Origin of the sequence: Novipirellula aureliae, from assembly GCF_007860185.1 — a bacterium.
In the GTDB taxonomy this organism is placed as follows: Bacteria; Planctomycetota; Planctomycetia; order Pirellulales; family Pirellulaceae; genus Novipirellula_A; species Novipirellula_A aureliae.
In genome coordinates this window covers 255,687-275,697 of sequence record NZ_SJPY01000004.1, presented here as the reverse complement: position 1 = coordinate 275,697, position 20,011 = coordinate 255,687, and the positions used below count along the sequence as shown (strand labels likewise).

General features: G+C 53.7%; 16 protein-coding genes. 8 read left to right on the top strand and 8 right to left on the bottom strand.

Features of this window, described 5'->3' with window-relative positions; translation table 11 throughout:
* Window positions 1-23 precede the first annotated feature (23 nt).
* The 3 genes from Q31b_RS13440 to Q31b_RS13430 all read right to left on the bottom strand — a co-directional run bounded on the left by Q31b_RS13440 (window position 24) and on the right by Q31b_RS13430 (window position 7,830).
* Complete coding sequence (locus Q31b_RS13440) at window positions 24-401, bottom strand: diacylglycerol kinase (protein WP_146600204.1); 378 nt, start codon at window positions 399-401, stop codon at window positions 24-26.
* Window positions 401-3,748: an organic solvent tolerance protein OstA gene (locus Q31b_RS13435; RefSeq protein WP_231617549.1), complete on the bottom strand. Its 3,348-nt coding sequence runs from the start codon at window positions 3,746-3,748 to the stop codon at window positions 401-403. Before Q31b_RS13435 ends, Q31b_RS13440 begins: the two co-directional genes overlap by 1 nt.
* A 347-nt stretch (window positions 3,749-4,095) precedes the next feature.
* Window positions 4,096-7,830, bottom strand: a complete 3,735-nt coding sequence (locus Q31b_RS13430; protein WP_146600203.1) for an efflux RND transporter permease subunit — start codon at window positions 7,828-7,830, stop codon at window positions 4,096-4,098.
* A 234-nt stretch (window positions 7,831-8,064) separates the two neighbouring features.
* Here Q31b_RS13430 and Q31b_RS13425 point away from each other — a divergent pair, with 234 nt between their 5' ends.
* Window positions 8,065-8,541, top strand: coding sequence for a GNAT family N-acetyltransferase (locus Q31b_RS13425; protein ID WP_197171486.1), 477 nt, complete (start codon window positions 8,065-8,067; stop codon window positions 8,539-8,541).
* Window positions 8,542-8,859: 318 nt separating this feature from the next.
* Here Q31b_RS13425 and Q31b_RS13420 read toward each other — a convergent pair whose 3' ends face one another.
* Entirely contained in the window at window positions 8,860-9,246 is a 387-nt protein-coding gene (locus Q31b_RS13420; protein ID WP_231617548.1) for a hypothetical protein, read from the bottom strand.
* Between the two features lie 289 nt (window positions 9,247-9,535).
* Between Q31b_RS13420 and arfB the strand changes: the two genes are divergently transcribed.
* From arfB to Q31b_RS13405, 3 genes are all read left to right on the top strand, one after another.
* A complete protein-coding gene (arfB, locus tag Q31b_RS13415; protein ID WP_146600201.1) occupies window positions 9,536-9,964 on the top strand; it encodes an alternative ribosome rescue aminoacyl-tRNA hydrolase ArfB in 429 nt (142 codons plus the stop codon).
* Window positions 9,965-10,086: 122 nt separating this feature from the next.
* Entirely contained in the window at window positions 10,087-10,821 is a 735-nt protein-coding gene (locus tag Q31b_RS13410) for a UvrB/UvrC motif-containing protein (RefSeq protein ID WP_146600200.1), read from the top strand.
* Window positions 10,822-10,932: 111 nt separating this feature from the next.
* Entirely contained in the window at window positions 10,933-12,324 is a 1,392-nt protein-coding gene (locus tag Q31b_RS13405; RefSeq protein ID WP_146600199.1) for a sensor histidine kinase, read from the top strand.
* Here Q31b_RS13405 and Q31b_RS13400 read toward each other — a convergent pair.
* On the bottom strand, window positions 12,321-12,521 hold the full coding sequence (locus tag Q31b_RS13400) for a hypothetical protein (protein ID WP_146600198.1): 201 nt from the start codon (window positions 12,519-12,521) through the stop codon (window positions 12,321-12,323). The genes Q31b_RS13405 and Q31b_RS13400 overlap by 4 nt on opposite strands.
* Before the next feature lie 24 nt (window positions 12,522-12,545).
* Here Q31b_RS13400 and Q31b_RS13395 point away from each other — a divergent pair, with 24 nt between their 5' ends.
* The 4 genes from Q31b_RS13395 (at window position 12,546) to Q31b_RS13380 (ending at window position 16,284) form a co-directional block, all read left to right on the top strand.
* Window positions 12,546-13,178 (top strand): response regulator transcription factor, encoded by a 633-nt coding sequence (locus tag Q31b_RS13395; protein WP_146600197.1) that lies wholly within the window; start codon window positions 12,546-12,548, stop codon window positions 13,176-13,178.
* A 320-nt stretch (window positions 13,179-13,498) separates the two neighbouring features.
* Window positions 13,499-14,338 (top strand): phosphoadenylyl-sulfate reductase, encoded by an 840-nt coding sequence (locus Q31b_RS13390; RefSeq protein WP_146600196.1) that lies wholly within the window; start codon window positions 13,499-13,501, stop codon window positions 14,336-14,338.
* Between the two features lie 67 nt (window positions 14,339-14,405).
* Window positions 14,406-14,831 carry an Rrf2 family transcriptional regulator gene (locus Q31b_RS13385; protein ID WP_146600195.1) on the top strand — a complete coding sequence of 142 codons (426 nt, stop codon included), beginning with the start codon at window positions 14,406-14,408 and terminating at the stop codon, window positions 14,829-14,831.
* 34 nt (window positions 14,832-14,865) lie between these two features.
* Window positions 14,866-16,284 (top strand): EF-hand domain-containing protein, encoded by a 1,419-nt coding sequence (locus tag Q31b_RS13380; RefSeq protein ID WP_146600194.1) that lies wholly within the window; start codon window positions 14,866-14,868, stop codon window positions 16,282-16,284.
* 19 nt (window positions 16,285-16,303) lie between these two features.
* On the opposite strand, the gene Q31b_RS13375 is transcribed toward Q31b_RS13380, so the two are convergent.
* The 3 genes from Q31b_RS13375 to Q31b_RS13365 form a co-directional block, all read right to left on the bottom strand.
* Window positions 16,304-17,314 (bottom strand): helix-turn-helix transcriptional regulator, encoded by a 1,011-nt coding sequence (locus tag Q31b_RS13375; protein ID WP_146600193.1) that lies wholly within the window; start codon window positions 17,312-17,314, stop codon window positions 16,304-16,306.
* Window positions 17,315-17,392: 78 nt separating this feature from the next.
* Complete coding sequence (locus tag Q31b_RS13370; RefSeq protein ID WP_146600192.1) at window positions 17,393-18,451, bottom strand: GGDEF domain-containing protein; 1,059 nt, start codon at window positions 18,449-18,451, stop codon at window positions 17,393-17,395.
* A gap of 254 nt (window positions 18,452-18,705) precedes the next feature.
* On the bottom strand, window positions 18,706-19,773 hold the full coding sequence (locus Q31b_RS13365; RefSeq protein ID WP_146600191.1) for a GGDEF domain-containing protein: 1,068 nt from the start codon (window positions 19,771-19,773) through the stop codon (window positions 18,706-18,708).
* Between the last annotated feature and the right edge of the window lie 238 nt (window positions 19,774-20,011).

Here is a 20,011-nt window from a genome sequence, read left to right as displayed (position 1 = left end):
GCACGAGCCAGAAAAGCCCAAACTTAAGACCCAAGCAGCACCCATTCAAGCAGCGGCGGGCCAAGTACGATCACGCCGGCGAATACTGCGCCGATGGCCGCGACCAGTACTGCGGCGGCAGCGGTGTCGAGCGCGTCGCCGATCTGCGAGTCATGTTCGGGGTGCAAACGTTTGACCAATCGCTCAATCGCCGTATTCATCAGCTCGGCAGAGAAGACGAGGGTGATCACGCAAACCAACGCAGCCCATCGCCAAGCTTCTAGCCGCATCGTCGCCGCGAGAATGAGAACCATGGCGGCGATCGACAAGTGGATCCCAAAGCTGCGCTGATCATGTATCGATATCCACAGCCCGCGAAACGCAACCGCGTACTTTCGCTGCCAGCTTTTCCTGCGGTCCATTACTCCAATCCTTCGACGCCAGGCGGCGGGATCAATTGGCCACCAATTTGACCGAGTCGTGGTGATGGCCAAAACCGTGGTTCGATCGTGAACCCAAAGCCGACGTTGTCACGACCGCTGTCCACATTGATGCCCATTCGAATCAGCAACGATTCGCCGATCCGCGTCAGGGCAAACGATTGACCAATGTTGCCAGCATCGCCGAAGTCGTACATGGTTCCCGAAGACCAAATCCACTTCTCGTTCAAACGCATGTCAACGGTGCTCCGGAAAACGGTGCTGCTGACCGGCCCTTCGAGTGACAAGAGGCCAAGGTAAATATCGCCGACTCCGGGTCGACTGGAACGAACCCCCAAGCTCATTGATCGTAGGCCTGAATCGAAGAGATCAAAATAGCCATCACTCAGCAAGCTAACGCGATCGCCGATGTGGTAGGCCATATCGTAGGTCGCCGGGCCGACCGTTTCGCCAAAGTTATCGCGATCGGCTTCGGGGAATAGCAACACGTCGGTGTCGAATTGAAAAACATCGACGATTCGTTCCCGACCTGGCAAACCACGCTTGGTCTGAAACCGTTGATTCAGCCCCAATCGAACCTGCTGCAAATCGTCAGCGATCACATCACTGCCGCTGGTCACATACTTCTGTGTTCCCTGTCGCAGTGCGTACGTTCGTGGATCAAAACGCTCGGGCAATGTGCCACCATAGTCGCTGACGATAAAGCGGCGGCGAAATTGCTGCTGCGCATGATCGTCGAGAGGATCGTAGAGCGGCAGTTCTTCAAAGTTGGCGTTGCTGTCCGCATAAAAGTAGTCAACCGTCCAATCGAGTTTGTGCGCCAAGCCGCGAAGGTTTAACAGACTACTTTCGATCGTTGGATCGACGCGAGACATCGGTAGGGAAGCACGAACGCCTCCTTGTCCGAGCAACCGTGTTAGCGGATCGCCGTCGACCGCTTCGCCATAGTGGGCGGCTTCACCCGAGAGGTAGGGGACGATCTTCACCGGTCCTGTTTGGATTGGCAGCGCAACTTCTTGGCGTGTGCGAGCAATGATGCCTGCGCGATTGTACTCGCCCGGTAGCGTCGTTTGCGCTGCCGCTTCGGCAGGATCTTCGGGGGGATCGGCGACGTTTAGTTTCGTATAGCTCAGATGATTGTGAGCGGACCAAGTCAGTAGATTGGCGAACGGGGAACCGCCAATCAGATAATGATCGAAAGCGGGAAGCTGCTCTGTTTCCTCGTAAAAATCGTTTACTTGAGCCTTGGCCGAAAGCTCGAACAAGTTGTTGTCAACGTAGCGACGAAGCCGAAGGTCCGTGTCACGATTTTTGTCTTGGTCCCATTCGTTTTCGAAATACTGATCCAAGAAATTGCGGTCACTAAGCCAACCAAACTCGGCGATAAATTCGTATCCGCCTGCGGTTTGCTGTCGGTGACGAAACAGCACCTGGCCCCGCGTCGTCACTTCGGGCTGTAAATTTTTACGATTGGGTCCGAGTGTATCGGTTCCCTTATCATCGATAACCCAAGCATCGAGTAGCCCACTCGTGTTCCCTGGGGCACCGAACATACCAGGGACCTGGTAGCTCAGCAGTGTTCCGATTGCCGGACCACGCTTGCTAAGGTAGTCCGTCGACAATTCCCACTTCACGCCACTGGGGGGATCATCGATTCCAAGGATTTGCAGCAAGTTAAAATCGAGCAACAATTGCGTCCCAAAAATACTGTCGTTTCCGAACGCAACATCGCTGACATAGAGGGTTGGATCACGAAGCGACGTCGAAAAGGTTGGCCAGTACAGAATGGGAACGCCGCCAAAGTAGACAAAGTTATCGCGGCTACTGACGAATGGATCTTTACGTATCGAGGTGACACCCGTGATTGGATCGGTAACCGTGCCATTGCGGTCGGTCAATTGCAGTCGTTCACTCTGTAGCCAGTAGCGTGGAACGCCCATTCGACTTGTCGTCATGGCAGCATCGAAAGCGACAAAATTGCCTCGTCCGATTTGCTGCATCATATCGGCCTTCAGCCGCACGATGCCTTGATAGTTGGGAACCGTGGCAATGGTTTCAGCATCCAGCACCACACCGGTTTCACGAGCGACATTGTAGTACATCGACTCGGCATAGATGACGCGTTCACCTTGCCGGAAAACGATATTGCCTTCAAGGTAAATCTCGCCATCGGCTTGATCAAACGAAGTCGTCCCGTTGAACATATTGGTCACCAACGGCAGCCATGCCACGATCCGGTCCGCGGACAGTGAGATGGTGCCAAGCTGCATCACGTCGCCGCCTGGCATCTGTGCCGAGACATCACGGACCAACATCGTGACGCCGCCACGGGCAACCACCACCGTTTCCCCGGTTTCGGGACGGTTGGAGGTCTCGATCTGCGGCGGCATCAATGAGTCTCGCTTGAGCACTTCGACGCTACGACTCCCCCCACCCACGAAAAACTGAAATCCGCCGGTAGTCGCTCCATCGGATAACGTGATCGGTGGCGCCGAAAACTCGCCAAGTGAGTCGGGGGGTGAAGCGGAGGAGACGACCGGTGACGGCAAGTCACCAATCATACCCTCATCCAGCATCCGTTTCTCAGAAGGCGGAATGATCTCGGGGGTCAGCGGTCGATTCTGCGTCGGAGGATCGAGAACTTGCTGCTTAGGCGTTTGAATCGGCTGGTAGGTCGAAGCGTCCAAATCCATCTCGTCGAAGGGAGTCCCTTCAAAGGGACGGGCTTCGAAAGGAGGGGCTTCGAAAGGAGGGGCCTCGAAGGGAGGGGCTTCGAGCGGGGGCGCACTGAATTGAACGGGACGAACCGCACCGTAACCACTGGTGGGAGTGAATACCGAAGTGGCTCCCAAACGCTTGGGTTTCAGATATTTTAAGAGCAGCGGAGGATGGTCGGGTTTTCCACGATAAAGTGGTGCTTGAATCTCGGGGTCGGCCAAGGTCACAAAGTTCAAGCGACGAGGCTGCGATACCGAGCCATCTGCCAGCCGGACGCCGTCGACAATTACTTCCGTCGAGACTCGACCAATATCGCCACTTACGAGCAACAAAATCGAAGCCGCATTCAATCGCTCGCCTCGGTGTTCGAGGATACAGTCCCCTTCTAATAGCGACGCATCGGCCGAACCGATTTGCCAGCGGTAGATAACATCGCCGCTAACGCGGACGGGATCAGGGCTAACCACATCAGGGCTAACCACGGACGGTTGCTGTTGTCCGTCAGCGACCGAGCCGAGGACGAAAAGCAGCAAGAACGTCGTGAAAACGCGGCGAAATCGGGGCGCAACGGTAGCGGCGAGGCGTGGCCAGTTGGGCGTTTTCCTCGTCATTCGTTTAGCGGCGGTGGCTTCGTTGCCAACCAATTCGATCGATTCCCTTCGTGTCAGAGTTGGTCGAAGTATACGAATCCAACTCAAACGATCACAACCGAGAAATCGCGCTCAAACAGCGAGATAGGACGCGAAAAACAAAAAATTCTTGCGTGAAACGTCCGATACGTTGCGTGAAACAGTAGACCTAGCAACCGATGGCCTGGAAGTTATTGGTTGCTGTCACTTCCCCCTCCAGGCGAAGAGGTCGTGCCGCTTTTCAGTGCAACATGGCTAACAACATACAACCTCCCTCAAGCGAAGCTTGGGGGAGGGTCGGAAATCGAGCCTTCCGCGTTCAATATCCCCTACTTCCGCGGCACTCCATGCGGGGCATCGATGCGTCCGGGAGGACGATGGACTTTCAAGACGGGAGCCTCCTCTGACGCATGGGGCGGGTCTTGCTCCTCTTCTTGCCGAACATTTTGCCCATTTCCCAGCTCGCTAGGACTTGAAGGCTCTTCAATCACCTCGCCATCTAAATCGGTTTTTTTCATCGTCCCGACGGGCGTCCGCGGTTTGAAAACTTTCCCAAGCGGGCCAGCCAGGAGAGCAGGCAGTAGCACCAAGTCTCCGATTAGGGCGGCCAACAACATCACCAACATCAAGGTCCCAAATCGCTGAGTCGGCGTGAAGGTTGATAACGCGAACACGAACAAACCCAGACCGCCCACGATCGTTGTTTGCGTCATCGCGGGTCCCACGCGGCGGTAGGTTTCGATCACCGCTTCGACACGGCTAAGACCCGCATCCAAATTCTGGCGGAACCACGACAAGAAGTGGATCGTATCATCAACCGCAACGCCCATCGCAACCGAGGCAGTCATCATGGTCCCGATGTCAATGGCGATATCGAAATGACACATGATTCCAAACACCATCAGAACCGGAAACATGTTGGGAATCATCGCGACCGCACCCGCCAACATCCCGAAACCGAGATTCCGAGGTGAAAGCCACGAGAACGGGAAACGACCTGGATTGAGCAGCATCGCCATCACACCTGCAATCAACACGAACGCCAATGCAATCGACTCAAGCAAACTGAACAACAACGTCCGTTGAGCTTTGTAGACGACGGGAATGACGCCCGTGTAGATGACTTGCATTGATCCGGAGTTTTCAACATCGGGGATGTTTCCATCCGCCAAAATTGGAGCAACCGGCTTTTCAAAAATCGCCCGTGCATCGATCCAGCGCTTGGCCGACTTCGTCATCGATGCGTCCAGCGACTCGTCGCCAACCCACACGACTGCATCGACAGCCGCAATGGCTTTGTTCCATCGCTCGCTCCCCATCTCGATTGGCGAGTCGGCAGCCGATGGGTCGATCCAAGAGGGCCGCTTGATCCGCTCGCCCTGCAGTAGCTCTTCAAGCGTCGAGAGATAGATATTCTCTATCAGAATCGTTTCATGATCCTCCGATAGTAGTTTTGCTTCATCGAGCGATTTAGGGCGTGAGCGGCCGACGATCAAGACGCGATCTTTTCCTGATATCGGAATCGGTTGGGCGTTCTCATCAAGGGTCAACGATTGCAAAATCGCTTCGCGGGTATCATAGGCTCTTAACACCGGTTCGACGGCGACCCGTAGTGTCGTAATAAAATGTCCGTAGTCGACATCGGACAATGCTCCAACGCGAAGACTGACTCGCCATAGCTCACTCCCAGCAAATGGACCTTCCTTTTCAATGCGAACGTAATCGCTGCCCAGAAGCGCTTCACGTGACGACAACAGGTCGCGATTAAACTTCGATCGCACCAAATCGTAGGAATTACTCGGCGCTGGCAACGGAGGCAAAAACGTATCGCTACTAACCGTTTGGCCAACCACATCGGTTCCCGTTTCACCGAGCGTCCGACGCACCACTTTGCTGATTCGATTCACCACCTCAGCACGCTCGAGCATATTGAGCGATTCGATCGGTAGGGGTTTCGCCGCTAACTTCGGATCCTCCTCCGTTTGTGGCATGCTCGGTATTCGCACGATCATTTCCATCGGTACCAATTTCCCGAAATGATCTTCTAGCCAGGCGTAATCACGAATGATTCGGGATTGTGGATCGAACAGCTTCAAAAGTTGAACCGACGTCTTGATATGCCGGAGCCCAATGGTTCCCAAAAACAGTGCCGCAAAGCAACAAGACGCCACCAACACATGGTGCGACGTGACCCAACGTCCAAACGATGCCCAAGCCTCAGCGAACTGGCTCTGCACGGCCAATTCCTGGGCTGGCTTTTGCTGCGCGTCGACATCCGCACTCGGCCCGTCACCAAATGTGGGTGGAAACGTTTGCAGTGCAGCGGGCAAGTAGGAGAACAAAATACCGAGAGTCGTCATCACACCGATCGCGGCATACAAACCAAAGTTACTAATCGGAGCCAAGTTGCTGGTGAATAGCGAAACGAGTCCGATCGCGGTGGTTACCGACGCAAGCGTACAGGGCAAAAGAGCGTGCCGAATCGCCCGTCCGGCGGCACCGCGGGCGCCGTGACTGCGGACTTCATCATGGTAATAGTTGACGACATGGATGGCACCGCTAAGGCCCAAGACGTAAACGAGTGACGGCATGCTCATCAAAATCGCATCGACTTTTCCGCCTGTCCACCAAACCGTCGCCATACTTAGCATCGCCGAACTTCCGCCGACCACAAACACCATGATCGTAATTCGAATGCTATAAAAACACAGGTACGACAGCACGACGCCCAGCAGAAGACTGTAGCCGAGCAATCGGATAAGCGTGACGGTCCCCTCTTCATCGATCGCCAAATTGTCGACCGGCGGACCACCAAGGTGAAGCGCCGGAACCCCTGCGATCGTTTCGGCTGGTTGGCGATTAAACGGTGGGGGAGCAAGCGAAGGTGGGGGAGCCGGAGCGACACCGGATTCACGAGCCAATTGCAGCAGTCGACCTCGCGGCCCTCCCGCAACGCCTCGCCCGAGCACGTAAGGTAAATTCTTCTGAGCCACGTCGGTTAGGGTCACCAACACGCAGGTTAACCGGGGCGGTGGTGTAACCCCCACTGAATCAAAGACCTCGTACCAAACGTCAGCCTTCTCGTCGGTGGTCGCGAATTTTAATTTTTCGAGCGACCCGTCGTACTGATCTTCTAAAATACGATCGAGCGTGTTTTGGACGAGCGGTTTAAAGGTTTCAGGCAGAGAACCGCGTCGATCCTCGGGAACTTCCTCATAAAACGCCTCAGGTGTCCAAGAGAATTCGTGCGGAACCGCTGGTGCAAACAGGGTTCCCGTCAGCCGTTTCATTGCCTCACGACGTGCCAGCAGCGGTCGGCGTGATTCCTCGGTCAAATCGATCGGCCAAAGCGCGGCCCCTTCCGCCGATAATTCACTCGCAATTGAATCGCCGGTTTGCACCGTATGAAACAAGGGGGCACAAATCAATGTCGGATCATTGTGAAACGGATTGATTTCATCCTCCGCACGCCCCTGGCCGAAAGCTGTGACGAAGGTTCCATCGAGCGTGTAGGCCCCCAGCGAGCGTTTGATCGAACGGATCAGGGAAGCGGGTCCCGTCAGCGACTCCTCCCAGCGATAGAACCGTCCGTCGGGAGTGATGTAATACCATAGCCCATCCGAGGACCGGACCCATTTCTCTTGTTTGCCACCCCAATTATCAAACTGGTTTCCTGTCGATAAAAGTTCGAGCTTTTCGCCGAGTTCTTTTGCAGCGAGATAAGCTTCGGCATCGGCTCGCGATAATTTACCGGTGGGATCGTAGCTATCCGATTCGTGCCGCAGTTTTTGCTCGAGTAACTGCAATCGCTGGTCGCCGCTCGTGCATCCCTCCCAAGTCGCCAGCACGAAACTTTCGCCAACGAAATGATCGGCAAACCAATTCAGCTCGGCGGTCTCCGGAAAATCGCTCGGCAACCAATCTTTTACGTTATTCTGTTTTTCGCCCAAACTGAGGCGAGCCGCACGAAAGATCGAAGGGATCAAAAAAAAGAACGCCATCAAGATCAACAGCGCATAGGCGACCCTTAGCGGGCTGCGTCGCTCTAAGAATGGGGCGTTCATGAATCGGTGTCTTTCAAATACAGAATGACTTCAGTTTGCGATTGCAAATATCGTCATAAGGCTAACAATCGATCAATGTTTGGTCTACTCAGATTAGCCGTGTCCACTAAATTCATCCATCTCGGTCGTCCTAATTTGCTAATTACGGTATCTATACCGTTGCCATCTCTACCGTTGTCGCAGGCTTCCAATCTCCGTTTTGTCCCACCGTTCTCCAACCCAAGCAAAACACCAATGAACATCCGTTTCATTACCGCTTTTGAAACGCTACCGCTCCGGCAGCGAGTCTTGCGACCGGGTCGCCTCGCTGCGGAAGCACATTTCTCCGGGGATGAAGCCGAAACCTCGTTTCATATCGGGGCATTCGCAACAGCCGAGCCCGCCGAGGAAAAGCTCCCGAGCGACTCATTGGTTTGTATCGCTTCGGTCATGCTGCAACCGGAGCAGCGATTTGGGTTGTTTGACGCACAACGCCCGTATCAGCTTCGCGGAATGGCAACCGATGAAGCATTCCGCGGGCAACGATTTGGGGAGGCCGTGCTAAGGGCGTGCATCGCGGAATGCCGCAGACGCCACGCCGATTGGATGTGGTGCAATGCCCGAGTCGGGGCGATCGGCTTTTATAGAAAACAAGGTTTAACCGTTCATCCGGTTGAGTTTGAAATCCCCGACGCCGGCCCTCACCAAGTGATGTACATGCGAATCTCGTAGGCTAGAACGACCCGTGTCGCTCTGCTCTTCGAGCGGAAGGCTTCCACCGACTGGCTTTACCCTATTCCTCCCCCCATCCCCCCACAGACTGAAGACGTTTTCGGATGGGAGAGCCAAGCGGCAAAGTCCATACCCCGCCTGCGTCCCTTGGCGCGACATGACCCAAACCCAGCCTACCGGACACAACGTTTCGCGTGCCAATTCTGGGCTTTTCGCGTGGCAATTCGGGCTTTTCGCGTGGCAATTCGGGCTTTTCATAAGGTAATCTGGGATTTCCATGTGGTATTTCGGGGATTTTTGTGTGCCAATTCTGGGCTTTTAGCGTGGTAACCTTGGGGAATGGCACTCAATCGTCGCGGTTGCCCCAATCGACGACATGGTGCGAGTGGTCAATCCAGCGGCGACAAAAAGACGTTTTAGAGAGACCATCAAGCAGTGCCACGCTTCAACCGTTTCAGGGGTACCGATTTGAATCGCGTCTGCGCGGTCAAAGCCTTGTTCGCTAACTTGGATGGATGGATCAAAATGGAGCAGGGCTTCGAGCATTAGGTGAGTTTTACAGTCCCTTTCGCTTAGTCCGCAATCGTCGTAAATCCAAAGATGATTTTGCAGGGCGGCATCGAGAGCGTTGACGGCAGCCGTTGAGGGGGAATCCGAGTCGAGAACGGTTTCAATGGGTCCGCATTGCACGTAATACTTTGGCATGGGAGGTTCGTCCGTGATTAGGGTTGTGAAATTCAATCGCACCGTTACTGCCGGGCGACACGGCTAGAATCGCAGACCGGCGGACAAGTCTGGTCACTGCCCCCAAAATTTTTCACGGGAACCTCCATTTTCCTGCCGATTTTTTTGGGGAGAAATCTTTGCTGTCAATGTCACTCTGCTCCCCGATCGGCGTGAGAATGGGTGCATCGCGAACTTCCCGGGTCGACACATCGTCATTACCCTGCAAGTATCTACATCTAGATCCAGCCTAAAAAAAACCAACAAAACCATGAGCGATTTAATCGTCAATTCACGACTGACTCTCCCCGCCGCGGAATTGACATTCTCGGCGGCCCGTAGCAGCGGTCCCGGCGGTCAGAATGTCAACAAAGTCAATTCAAAAGTCATTTTGCATTGGTCGATGGCTGAAGCCGAAGGATTGAATGCGGGATGGCGGCGGCGATTGAAGGCGAGATATGGCAACCGCATCAATCGCGATGGCGAATTTGTTTTACATAGCGAAAAGTATCGAGACCAAAGTCGCAATTTGACCGATGTAAAAAAGCGATTGTGCGACATGTTAAAGGAATGCGAATTCCCGCCCAAACCGCGAAAAGCGACCAAACCGTCTTATGGAAGCAAACTGCGTCGACTGAATCACAAACGAGAAAATTCACAGAAGAAACAAAATCGTCGTGATCCTGGGATGAACGATTGAATCGTTCGAAACGTATTCTCAACTCCGTAACGGTTCAACTTCGATTCGAGCCTGCTATACTAATGCCTCCAAATGAACTTTGATTCTTGAAAACTCCTCGGCCTAATCTATTGAAACAATCGATGAAAAGATCGATGCATCTCGACGACATTCTGTCCGAGTGGACGTTCGACCCCTCGAATTTGAACGTGCGTCTCGTGAAGGGCAAAGACGGACGCGATGTCATCCAAATGCGGGTCGACCTGGGTGTCCTGCAGCTCGAAACGACCGGGCGTCCTGACGGGACCGCATTCAAGGAATGCGAAACCTACTTGGACCATCTACTCGTCGTTGCACTCGAGCAACCGGAGACGGTATTGACCGAAGCGGACTGCGCCGAAGTGGATCGTGAATTCATGCAGTTCTATCACCGACGTATTTGCTGGTTACGACTGCAGTACTACCACCGAGCGGTGATGGACGCGGACCATACACTGCGGTTGATGGACGTGAGTAACAAGATGAGCCCCGATGAGGACTGGACGAGTTCGCACGAACAGTATCGTCCGTTCGTCTTGTTCCATCGCACGCAAGCGGAAGCCCTCGGGGAACTTGAAGACAATACCGCCGAGGAAGCGATTCAAGCGATCAACAATGGGCTTGAGACGATGCGATCATTCTTCATCGAGCACGAAGCGGAAGAGCATTTCGATGAAGACGAATTGGTGGTCCGGTTAACGGAGATGCGAGAATCGCTGAGAAGTGAGTATGCGGTCGGCAAAACGCTCAAAGAGCAACTCCATGCTGCGGTGGAGGAAGAGCAGTATGAGTTAGCTGCCCGACTACGTGATGAATTGACACGCCGCGAAGCGAACTAGGTTCACGCAGTTTAGACCCGCGAAGCGAACGAGATTCGCGCACCCATTAACCCGCGAAGCGAACGAGTGCCAATACCGCGAACAATCGACCCGTCAACTCCTCTTCCGATCATGTCACCTGCTCGGCTCGGGTCGTCGACGTGGCTATTGCATCTTCGCTGGATGGCGGTAGCGGGACAGATCATCACGATCTTCATTGCCAACCTATTGGTGGATTTGGGCGATGTCTTTGTCCCCCTGATTCTACTGGTCGGCTTCACCGCCATCACCAACGTCATCTATCTGGTTTGGTTGCGTTACCAACATGCCGGACCGCTACAACGGCAATTGGAACAGAGCGAAGTCTCAGGCCGATTCCATGCTGCTGATTGGGAGGGCGAACCGAGCCTTTTACAGTCGGTTGCATTAGCCATCATGTTGCTCGACCTGCTGACGCTAACAATCATGCTTTACTTTAGCGGGGGAGCCGACAATCCATTCACCTTCTTTTACTTTGTGAACTTAGCGGTCGGCGGGGTCATGATTCGGCCAAAATCGGTTTGGTTGATGCCCGTTTTCGCTGTCGCGGGCTACATGATTTTGTTGCGGTCCTCGATCCCCGTGGAAATCCTTACCATCGAAAAACCCAACGTCAACTTTGACTTTCGCGCCAGTTCACTGCTATTTGCGTTTTCAGCCTGTGCGGCAGTCGTGACTTATTATGTCACTCAGACTGCTGGAGAACTTCAGCGACGGGAAGAAGAACTGCGCCGCGCTCAAGCGGACCGAGCAACCAGTTATCGACTCGAAGGATTGACAACGCTGGCGGCCGGAGCGGCTCACGAATTGGCAACGCCACTGTCGACCATCGACGTCATCGTCCGCGAAATGTCGCGGCACCTCGAAGGAGTCGAAAAACCACAATCGGTCAATACCGACTTGCAATTGATCGATGGTCAACTCGAAATGTGCAAGCAAATCTTGGCGAGAATGCGGAGCGCCGCTGGCGACTCCATGGCGCAACAATGGGACCAAACCAACGTCGGCGAGCTAATCGATACGACGCTCGAAGGTATCCGTGACCCCCACCGGGTCGATATTGACGATGAGGACCTTGGGCCCATCGAAGATCAAACGCTGTGGGTGCCGCGTGAAGCCATCGCCCAAGCCTTTCGCAATCTGATCCACAATGGGCTCGATGCGAGTCCCGCCGATGGGCGAGTCCAATTGGATGCAAAGATCATCACAGTCAAACGATCAGGGCAGGAGGAGGCCTTTCTCGAATTGACGGTCCAGGATTCGGGGCAAGGGATGAGCGAGGAGGTGCTTGAGCGTGCGGGCGACCCTTTCTTTACGACCAAAGAACCGGGGCGAGGAATCGGGCTGGGACTCTTTTTGACACGAAACGTGATCTCCCAACTCGGCGGTGAATTGGTTTTCGAGTCGACCGTCGGCCATGGCACCAAAGCGATCGTCCGTTTACCGATGGCTCAGCCCGATCATCGCAAGCCAAACGCTGGCTAGCAACCTGGGGCAGTCGTCTTCGCGTTGACGGTACCGGCGATTCCCACCGTTCCCTGATCCAAACCAGTGCTGTCGGCCAAACGGCGAATACTCTGTAACCTTATTTTTTGGTTGTGCCAGATCACGAGGGCTGTAAAAATATGCCGTAACGCGGTAAATTGACGCGTGACAAAATGGTAGTTTGATAAGTCCCTCATCAATTGTGAACGACAATCGTGCAAATGAATGATCCCAACGGCGACGTAGCGCCCATCCATAACGCTGAAACCGTTGGCGCGGAAAGCATTCTATTGGTCGATGACACCCTGGTGCTCCGAGAGCGGTTATCGCTGGCAATGCAACAACGAGGGTTCCGTGTCGAAACGGCAGGCGATTACGATGAAGCGGTCGAAGTTTTCAGCAGCCGCCCGACCGACTTGGCGGTTCTCGATTTGCGGATGCCAGGCAAGAGTGGTCTCGAATTGTTGCGAAAACTGCTGCAAATGAAGCCTGACACCCGTATCATCCTGCTCTCGGGTTTCGGCAGTATCCCAACATCCATCGATGCAATTCGTGCTGGCGCGGTTAATTTCCTCAGCAAACCTGCCGATGCCGACGATATTTTATCGGCCTTCATGCGCGGCGATAAACCAATTGTCCCCGAAGGTATCGTCGCCTTTCCCGCCCCCTCTCTTGCCCGCAACGAATGGGAACACATCCACCGCGTGCTTTCGGAATGCGACGGAAATATCAGCGAAGCTGCCCGCCGACTCGGTATCCATCGTCGATCGCTACAGCGGAAATTACGCAAACGGGCACCGGAAGACCCATGTGTCCCCGACGCCTGTGACGAAAACGAAACGTCCGATTCCTAAAGCGTTTCGGCAAAACCTAGCGATTTATCCAGATTGAAAATTAGGGTTGGTCGTAGTGGACGAGACCTTGACGCACCACGAGCCGCCTTTCGCCCCTCGCTCTGAACGAATTCACGCTCGCGTAGCCTTATCTTTCTCCCCCCCGTAAAGATTCTCCCACCCGTAAAGACGACGACGCGCTTTCGATATCGAGAGAATCGGTAAATTCACTCTATCCCAAGCATGATCGGGCCGATAAGCAAACAATAGTTGACTAATTAGATCAACTATGTATGATTCGTTAACGCACGAGTCCATTGAGCAAGGGAAGTCGCCAAAACATGAATTTGTATTCGATTAGCCAGGATCCCGCGGGTGGGAATCCCTCGGCCGGAACGCCGTCTAGCGAAAACGTTCCCACGCAGGCACAGGACTCGGCGCAAACGCCCGCTCAGGGTGCTTTGGCAGCTGATCCGCCACTTGAACCGACCGAATCGCTGTTGGCAGAATTGAAGCGTGACAGCGACCGACTGGAAAGCGCCAGCCCGCAAGAGATTCTACGTTGGACCGTCGACCGTTTTGCACCTCACTTCACGATGGCAACCGCGTTTGGCCCCGAGGGAATGACGATTATCCACATGTTGGCTGAAATCGCTCCAGAAACTCCCATTTTCAATCTCGAAACCGGCTATCAATTCAAAGAAACGCTGGAACTCCGCGAGACCATTAAAGTCCGCTATGGCATCGAGGTCGAATACAAGTACCCCGAGACGACGGTCGAGGAGTATGAGGCAGCCAATGGCGGGCCCGTCTACAAGACCGATCCCAATCGATGCTGTTTTGACCGCAAATTGAGCGTTTTGCATAAGGCTGCCCGCGGTTGGCATGCGTGGGCCAGTGCGATTCGCCGCGATCAGAGCGAGGATCGAGCGAAAGCACCGATCGTGGGCTGGGACAAAAAGTTTCAACTCGTGAAGGTGAGTCCATTGGCGAATTGGACCAAGAAAGAGGTATGGGATTTGATTCTCAAGGAGAGCATCCCCTACAACCCTCTGCACGATCAAGGTTTCCCAAGTGTCGGTTGTTTTCCATGCACGCGAGCGATCGCAGCGGGCGAAGACGAGCGTGCGGGGCGTTGGTCGGGCTTCCAAAAAACCGAGTGCGGCCTTCATTCGTCTTAGGGCTATTGAGCAAACGAGTGCAATTCAACAAAAAAAGCGTTTTTCAACCGGTAAAGGGAGGACAGCGATGGTCATATCGGCTCGGGTGCATTACGCATGTCTGGCAATGCTGGAGTTGACGATACGATCGGGAAACTCGGCTCCGGTTACCGTCCGCGAAATCACCGATCAGCACAATATCCCGGGACCTTTTCTGGTTCAGATCCTACGACCGCTCAAAAAAATGGGCTGGGTCGAGAGTGTTCGAGGCAGCCAAGGCGGATATCGGCTGTCGGTTGACCCAACTCAGATTACAATATTGGATATCGCCGAAGCGATGAGCTGCCTGGATAAGAACAGTTTCTTGACCGAATCGTCCACGGATTCAGCGGCAACGCTGCAAGAAATCTGGGATCAGGCGAATGAATCATCTCGACTGGTGTTGAGCGGGCTGCGACTTAGCGACGTCGCCGAGCGATGTCAACACGGGGCGGCGATGATGTTTTATATTTAGCGAAACTTTCTTTTCAAGTCGCTGTTTAAACATTATGAACAAAAAACAATTTTTAACGCTGACTTTCGTTCTAACCGCATCATTGGTGTTGTCGCCGCTCGCAATGGCACAGCGAGGAGGTGGAGGCGGACGCGGAGGCGGAGGTGATATGGGCGGCGGACGCGGCGGTGATACAGGCGGCGGACGCGGCGGTGCTACAGGCGGCGGACGCGGCGGCGATACAGGCGGCGGACGCGGCGGTGATACAGGCGGCGGCCGCGGTGGTGATACAGGTGGCGGCCGCGGTGGTGATACAGGTGGCGGCCGCGGTGGTGGACGAGGCGGTTTTGATCCCAGCGATATGCTGCAACGGCTCGACACCAACAATAACGGCGTACTCGATCCCGACGAACAAAAGGACGGTCCTGGCAAATTTATCGTCGAACGAATGGCCAGATCCGACAGCAGCATTAGGCCAGGATCCTCCATTCCTCTGCGCAAAATCTCGGATTCATTCCAACAAATGCGTGGTGGTGGTGGTGGTGGCGATGATAATAATAAGGGTGGCTCGCAGAAAAGTGACCCGGATGCCGCATTGACCGCCATGCTTCTTGTCCCCGGCTTTGGCGTCGACACGCTCCCAACTCCACCTTTGGGTTTTGGGCCCAACGCGGCCATGATGTCAGTGGAGGTCCAAGCGGAAGATAAGGCGGAAGCTGAAAAAGTCCTGCGTGAATACGACCGTGACAGAGATGGGCAATTGTCGGCGGAGGAACTTCGACGGGGTCGGTTTGCAGGTGAGCCGCTCGATTTTGATTCCAACCAAGATGGCAAACTTTCGGTGGTCGAATTGTCCGTTCGTTATGCCCGCCGCCGTGAAGTAAAACAAACCGAAGATGCTGCTCGTAAACGTAGCGGCGAAGATCAGAGAAGGAATGACCGAAACGCGTATAGCGAAGTCGATTACTTCAATGGACGCCAATCCTATCGCATCCTCGATGGCTCCGGTTCCGCCAATGGCGTTCCTGGTTTCTTTTCCGACAAGGATGCCAACGAGGATGGGCAAGTCACGATGGCCGAATTCGCTGACGAGTGGACCGAGGAATTGGTCAATGAGTTTTTCAAATCCGACCTGAACCGAGACGGCATCATCACGGCGGAAGAAGTGCGTCTAGCGGTGGAACAGGGCGTCCGAGTCAATGCCCCCCAAAGCAATGCGTCTTCAAACGCATCGGCTTCGCGTGCCTCTTCTTCTTCAAAAGGCAGCTCGTCGGCAGCGTCAAAAATGGACGACAAGCTGATCCAGTACGCTGAGCGAATCATTCAGCGAAACGACGGCAATCAAGATGGTGTGTTAACGGCATCGGAGTGGGAATCGATGCTGATGAATCCGGCTCCCGCGGACGCGGATAAAGATGGACGCATCACCGCGGAAGAATACGCTCTTTGGATGCACCAACGGTCGAACCAGTAACCAAGACTTTCGACGACGGCTAGCGGTACTTTGCGGCCATGCTTTGTACCGCTTCGGCAACGGCGGCGCGAAACGCTTCGGGTTCGATGACTTCCGCTTCGGTCCCCAACGCCAACACCTTCGGCAAAACTTCGCGTGGATGGGAAGCGGGGACGGTTAAGATCGAGGTACCATCGGACTGCGATTCAAGCTTTTGTTCGGGATGCCATGGATCTTCGCCGACCCAAGCAGCGGCCCGGTCGCCAAGTTGAATTCGAACCATCGTCGGTGACTCTCCCGAGAAAATCCCAATACTGCGACCAAGCCGATCAGATAAATCAATGTCGGGGTCTGGTTTGAAGTACTCGTCAAGCGCAATCGCATGGCGAAACCGATCGAGCTTCCAATTGCGAAGTCGCTCGGCAGGATTCTCGACCTCCGGTGCAGCTGCGACCACATAGATGCTGCTTTGGTAAACGGCTAACCCATACGGTTCGATTCGCCGTGTCGATACCGGCTTGCCCACCGGGGCATACTGAATTTCGACGATGCGGTGCTCAAGAATCGCACGGTTGATCGTTTTCAGCATTCCTTCATGCTGCTCGTATGTTTTACTCGGAGTCCCGAATACATGCAGCGTCTTTCGGTACCGGTCGTAATGTTCGTACATCCCCGCTGGCAAAGCATCTTTCACCTTATTCCAGAAAGTCTCGATACCACGCCAGTACTGAGTCCCAAGTAGCGGAAAAAGCAGTTCGCGACCGATCGACAGCGAAATCAACTCCGTCGCCGAAATCCCGATTTCATGGACGCTCTTATTGTTTCGAGCCAGTTTGTAGACCTTGCCTCGCTCTAAAGTCTCGGTGCGGATTCCATAGCCTGACGCCTCGAGCGCTTCCAAATCTCTCCGCACGGTGCGTCCATGAAGCGTGGTCAACCCCAGATCGCTAATCAATTCGGTCCTCAATTCGTCGATCGTACTGCCGAATCGAGAAAACTCCAGAAGTTGAAGTAGCTTGTGTTGTCGAATTAATTGCTCGTTGCGTGCCAACTTGAATCTCCGTCCGTGTGAATCGATCGTTGTCCAAATTGTCATCAAGCGGCGACGACGTGGGAAGTCCCCCAACAACTACTTGATTTTCCGTTCGACCATCGCCCGGTTTCTTCCCGAGTTCTTGGCACTATACAACAGCCGGTCGGCACGTTCGAACCAAGTGGAACCCGTATCCGATTCTCGCAACATCGACCCACCCACCGAAATCGTTAATTTCCCTGAGTAGGCTCCCGTTTCACGTTTTTCCATTTCATTGCTGGCAAAAAATTCGCAAATCGTTTCAGCCTGTTCGACACCACCGTTGGGCTGCTCGGTGCTCAAGAAGACGGCAAACTCGTCACCACCATAGCGGGCAACGGATGCATCAACCGCGAGTCGCTCCAAATGAGTGGAAACGAACTTTAAGACTTGATCGCCGGTCGAGTGACCAAACGTATCATTGACATACTTGAACTTATCGAGATCAATGAGTAACAAAATGGAATGGCGATTGGATTGTTGCCGGTGATTGATAGCATCGTTTACCATCGTCTCAAAGAACAGGCGGTTGCCGACGCCCGTCAGCGGATCTTTCATTATTTGCTTTTGGGATTCCAAATAACGATCCCGCAAATAGCGGATCTGGCTTCGGGATTCATCAAGACCAATCGCCATTTTGTCAATCTGCGATTGAATGGCACGGTTACTGGCTAAGATGGAATCGATGCACATTTTCAACGTTTCCGGTGCAAGTTGCTGCGTCTCAACGCGGTCACTCATTTTTCCGGTCGCATCTTGAAAATCGTCATGCGTGGATCGCTGTTCCGAGAGAATCGATTCAACATCCTCGATCGTTAGTGACAATTGTTCTCCCAAGTCACCGGTGATCGCCGCACGATCGTTCCACGCGAGAAACTGCTCGTGCAGTTGATTTAGCAACTCATAATCCGCTGACTTTGCATCGTGGATGGCGTAAGAGAGTTGTTCGTTGATGGGCGGGCAATTGCCTTCCGCGTAGCGATACCATACTTCATAGACATTCGGCGTCGGTGGCGTTTGAAACTTTCCAATGTACCCGAGGGCTTGCCTCGCGTATTCAGCAGCATTGGCAACGTCGATCGTTTTCTTGTCACGGATCTTTGGCGCGCAACTCACTTGATGTTCCCTTGTCTCGACAGGTGAATCCAGTTGCCCCACAAGGATGTCATCGGAATTTGGACACCGATCATTGATACAATTGGCGAAAAAACAATTGAGTTCGCTTCAGCTGACGGAACGATAAACTCGCAACACGGCTCTCGACGTGAAACGGATGGCCGGGGATCTCGCCCCTACAACTGGTCTTGAGAGCCAGGAACCTCCGTAAACCGCATCATCACGCAGGAGCCTGATAACAAGCGGCAAGCAACCTATTTTATCTTCCTCTCCACCATCACTCGGTTTCGCCCTGCGTTTTTCGAGCTATACAGCAAGCGATCCGCACGCTCGAACCAGCTCGAACTGCTGTCTTCGCTTCGCAGCAACGCCCCGCCAATCGACGTGGTCAATTTCCCCAACATCTCACCGGTTTGGTTAACGGACAACCTGTTCTTGGCAAAGAATTGGCAAATCGCATCACCATGTTGGACACCGTCGTTCAGATTATCGGTCGTAATAAAGACCGCAAACTCATCACCTCCATAGCGGGCAACGGAGCCGCCTACGACGAGACGCTGCAAATGCAAACTAACGTATTTTAATACCTGATCTCCCGTCGAATGACCAAAGCTATCGTTGACCAATTTGAAATTATCGAGATCAATTAGCAACAAAAAAACATGGCGTTTTGCACGGTCGGGGCTCTCGATCGCATTGTTCAGACAGTTGTCAAAGAACAGGCGGTTGCCAACACCGGTCAACGGATCTGTCATCAGCTTTTTCTGTGACTCAATGAAGTTCTCCCGCAACTGGCCAACCTGATTGCGCGATTCGTCGAGTCGGCTGGCCATCTTGCTTAACTGCCTTTGCATCTGCTTATTGCTATCAAGGATTGAAGCAAGACATGCTTGCAGAATATCTGGAGAAACATCCTTGTCCTGGTGGTCGATCGCATCGCTTGCTGAACCAATGGCGGTCTTGAATTCATCCTGGGCGGTAAGCTGATCGGAGATGATCGATTCGACATTTCCGATCGCAAACGATAGCTGCTCGCCAAGTTGGTAGCTCAGTTCACCGGTATCATTGGTTGAGAAGTACTGATTGTAAAGCTTTAACAGCAGTTCGTAATCAGCGGTCTGGGCGTCATTGACAGCATAAGAAAGTTGATCACGAAGGGCCTGCAGCTGGCCTTCGGCATAGCGATACCAAACCTCGTACACATTCGGCGTTGGTGGCGTTCGGAACTTGGCAACATACCCAAGCGCCTCTTTGGCATAGCCAAACGCTTTGGTGACGTCCTCGCCTTGCCTTTTTCGTTTTTCTTTGATGCAAATGCTCATTCGATTTTTGCCCCTTCATATTGAGCTTATTGCTTTAGTCTGTCTTCTTTATCGGACTTAGGAAGCATCAAGCTCGATCGGTCTTGCACGAAGAGCAGGGTATATCCGTTATTTCTAGGCAAACCGGCCCCTGGTAGAGGTACGGGAACAAAGCGTGCGAGGGGTCGGGAATGGCTAATCACCGGTAGCCGATGCCCAATGACAACCACTCAAGCTCGGAAAAGTTGACGTAGTCGTC

Bases quoted from the DNA above. Each gene is read 5' to 3' on its own strand.
- Q31b_RS13395 (WP_146600197.1), top strand. From the start codon at position 12,546: ATGAATGATCCCAACGGCGACGTAGCGCCCATCCATAACGCTGAAACC.
- Q31b_RS13430 (WP_146600203.1), bottom strand. From the start codon at position 7,830: ATGAACGCCCCATTCTTAGAGCGACGCAGCCCGCTAAGGGTCGCCTAT.
- Q31b_RS13400 (WP_146600198.1), bottom strand. From the start codon at position 12,521: ATGAGGGACTTATCAAACTACCATTTTGTCACGCGTCAATTTACCGCG.
- Q31b_RS13380 (WP_146600194.1), top strand. From the start codon at position 14,866: ATGAACAAAAAACAATTTTTAACGCTGACTTTCGTTCTAACCGCATCA.
- Q31b_RS13410 (WP_146600200.1), top strand. From the start codon at position 10,087: ATGAAAAGATCGATGCATCTCGACGACATTCTGTCCGAGTGGACGTTC.
- Q31b_RS13435 (WP_231617549.1), bottom strand. From the start codon at position 3,748: ATGACGAGGAAAACGCCCAACTGGCCACGCCTCGCCGCTACCGTTGCG.
- Q31b_RS13425 (WP_197171486.1), top strand. From the start codon at position 8,065: ATGAACATCCGTTTCATTACCGCTTTTGAAACGCTACCGCTCCGGCAG.
- Q31b_RS13405 (WP_146600199.1), top strand. From the start codon at position 10,933: ATGTCACCTGCTCGGCTCGGGTCGTCGACGTGGCTATTGCATCTTCGC.
- Q31b_RS13390 (WP_146600196.1), top strand. From the start codon at position 13,499: ATGAATTTGTATTCGATTAGCCAGGATCCCGCGGGTGGGAATCCCTCG.
- arfB (WP_146600201.1), top strand. From the start codon at position 9,536: ATGAGCGATTTAATCGTCAATTCACGACTGACTCTCCCCGCCGCGGAA.
- Q31b_RS13365 (WP_146600191.1), bottom strand. From the start codon at position 19,773: ATGAGCATTTGCATCAAAGAAAAACGAAAAAGGCAAGGCGAGGACGTC.
- Q31b_RS13420 (WP_231617548.1), bottom strand. From the start codon at position 9,246: ATGCCAAAGTATTACGTGCAATGCGGACCCATTGAAACCGTTCTCGAC.
- Q31b_RS13385 (WP_146600195.1), top strand. From the start codon at position 14,406: ATGGTCATATCGGCTCGGGTGCATTACGCATGTCTGGCAATGCTGGAG.
- Q31b_RS13440 (WP_146600204.1), bottom strand. From the start codon at position 401: ATGGACCGCAGGAAAAGCTGGCAGCGAAAGTACGCGGTTGCGTTTCGC.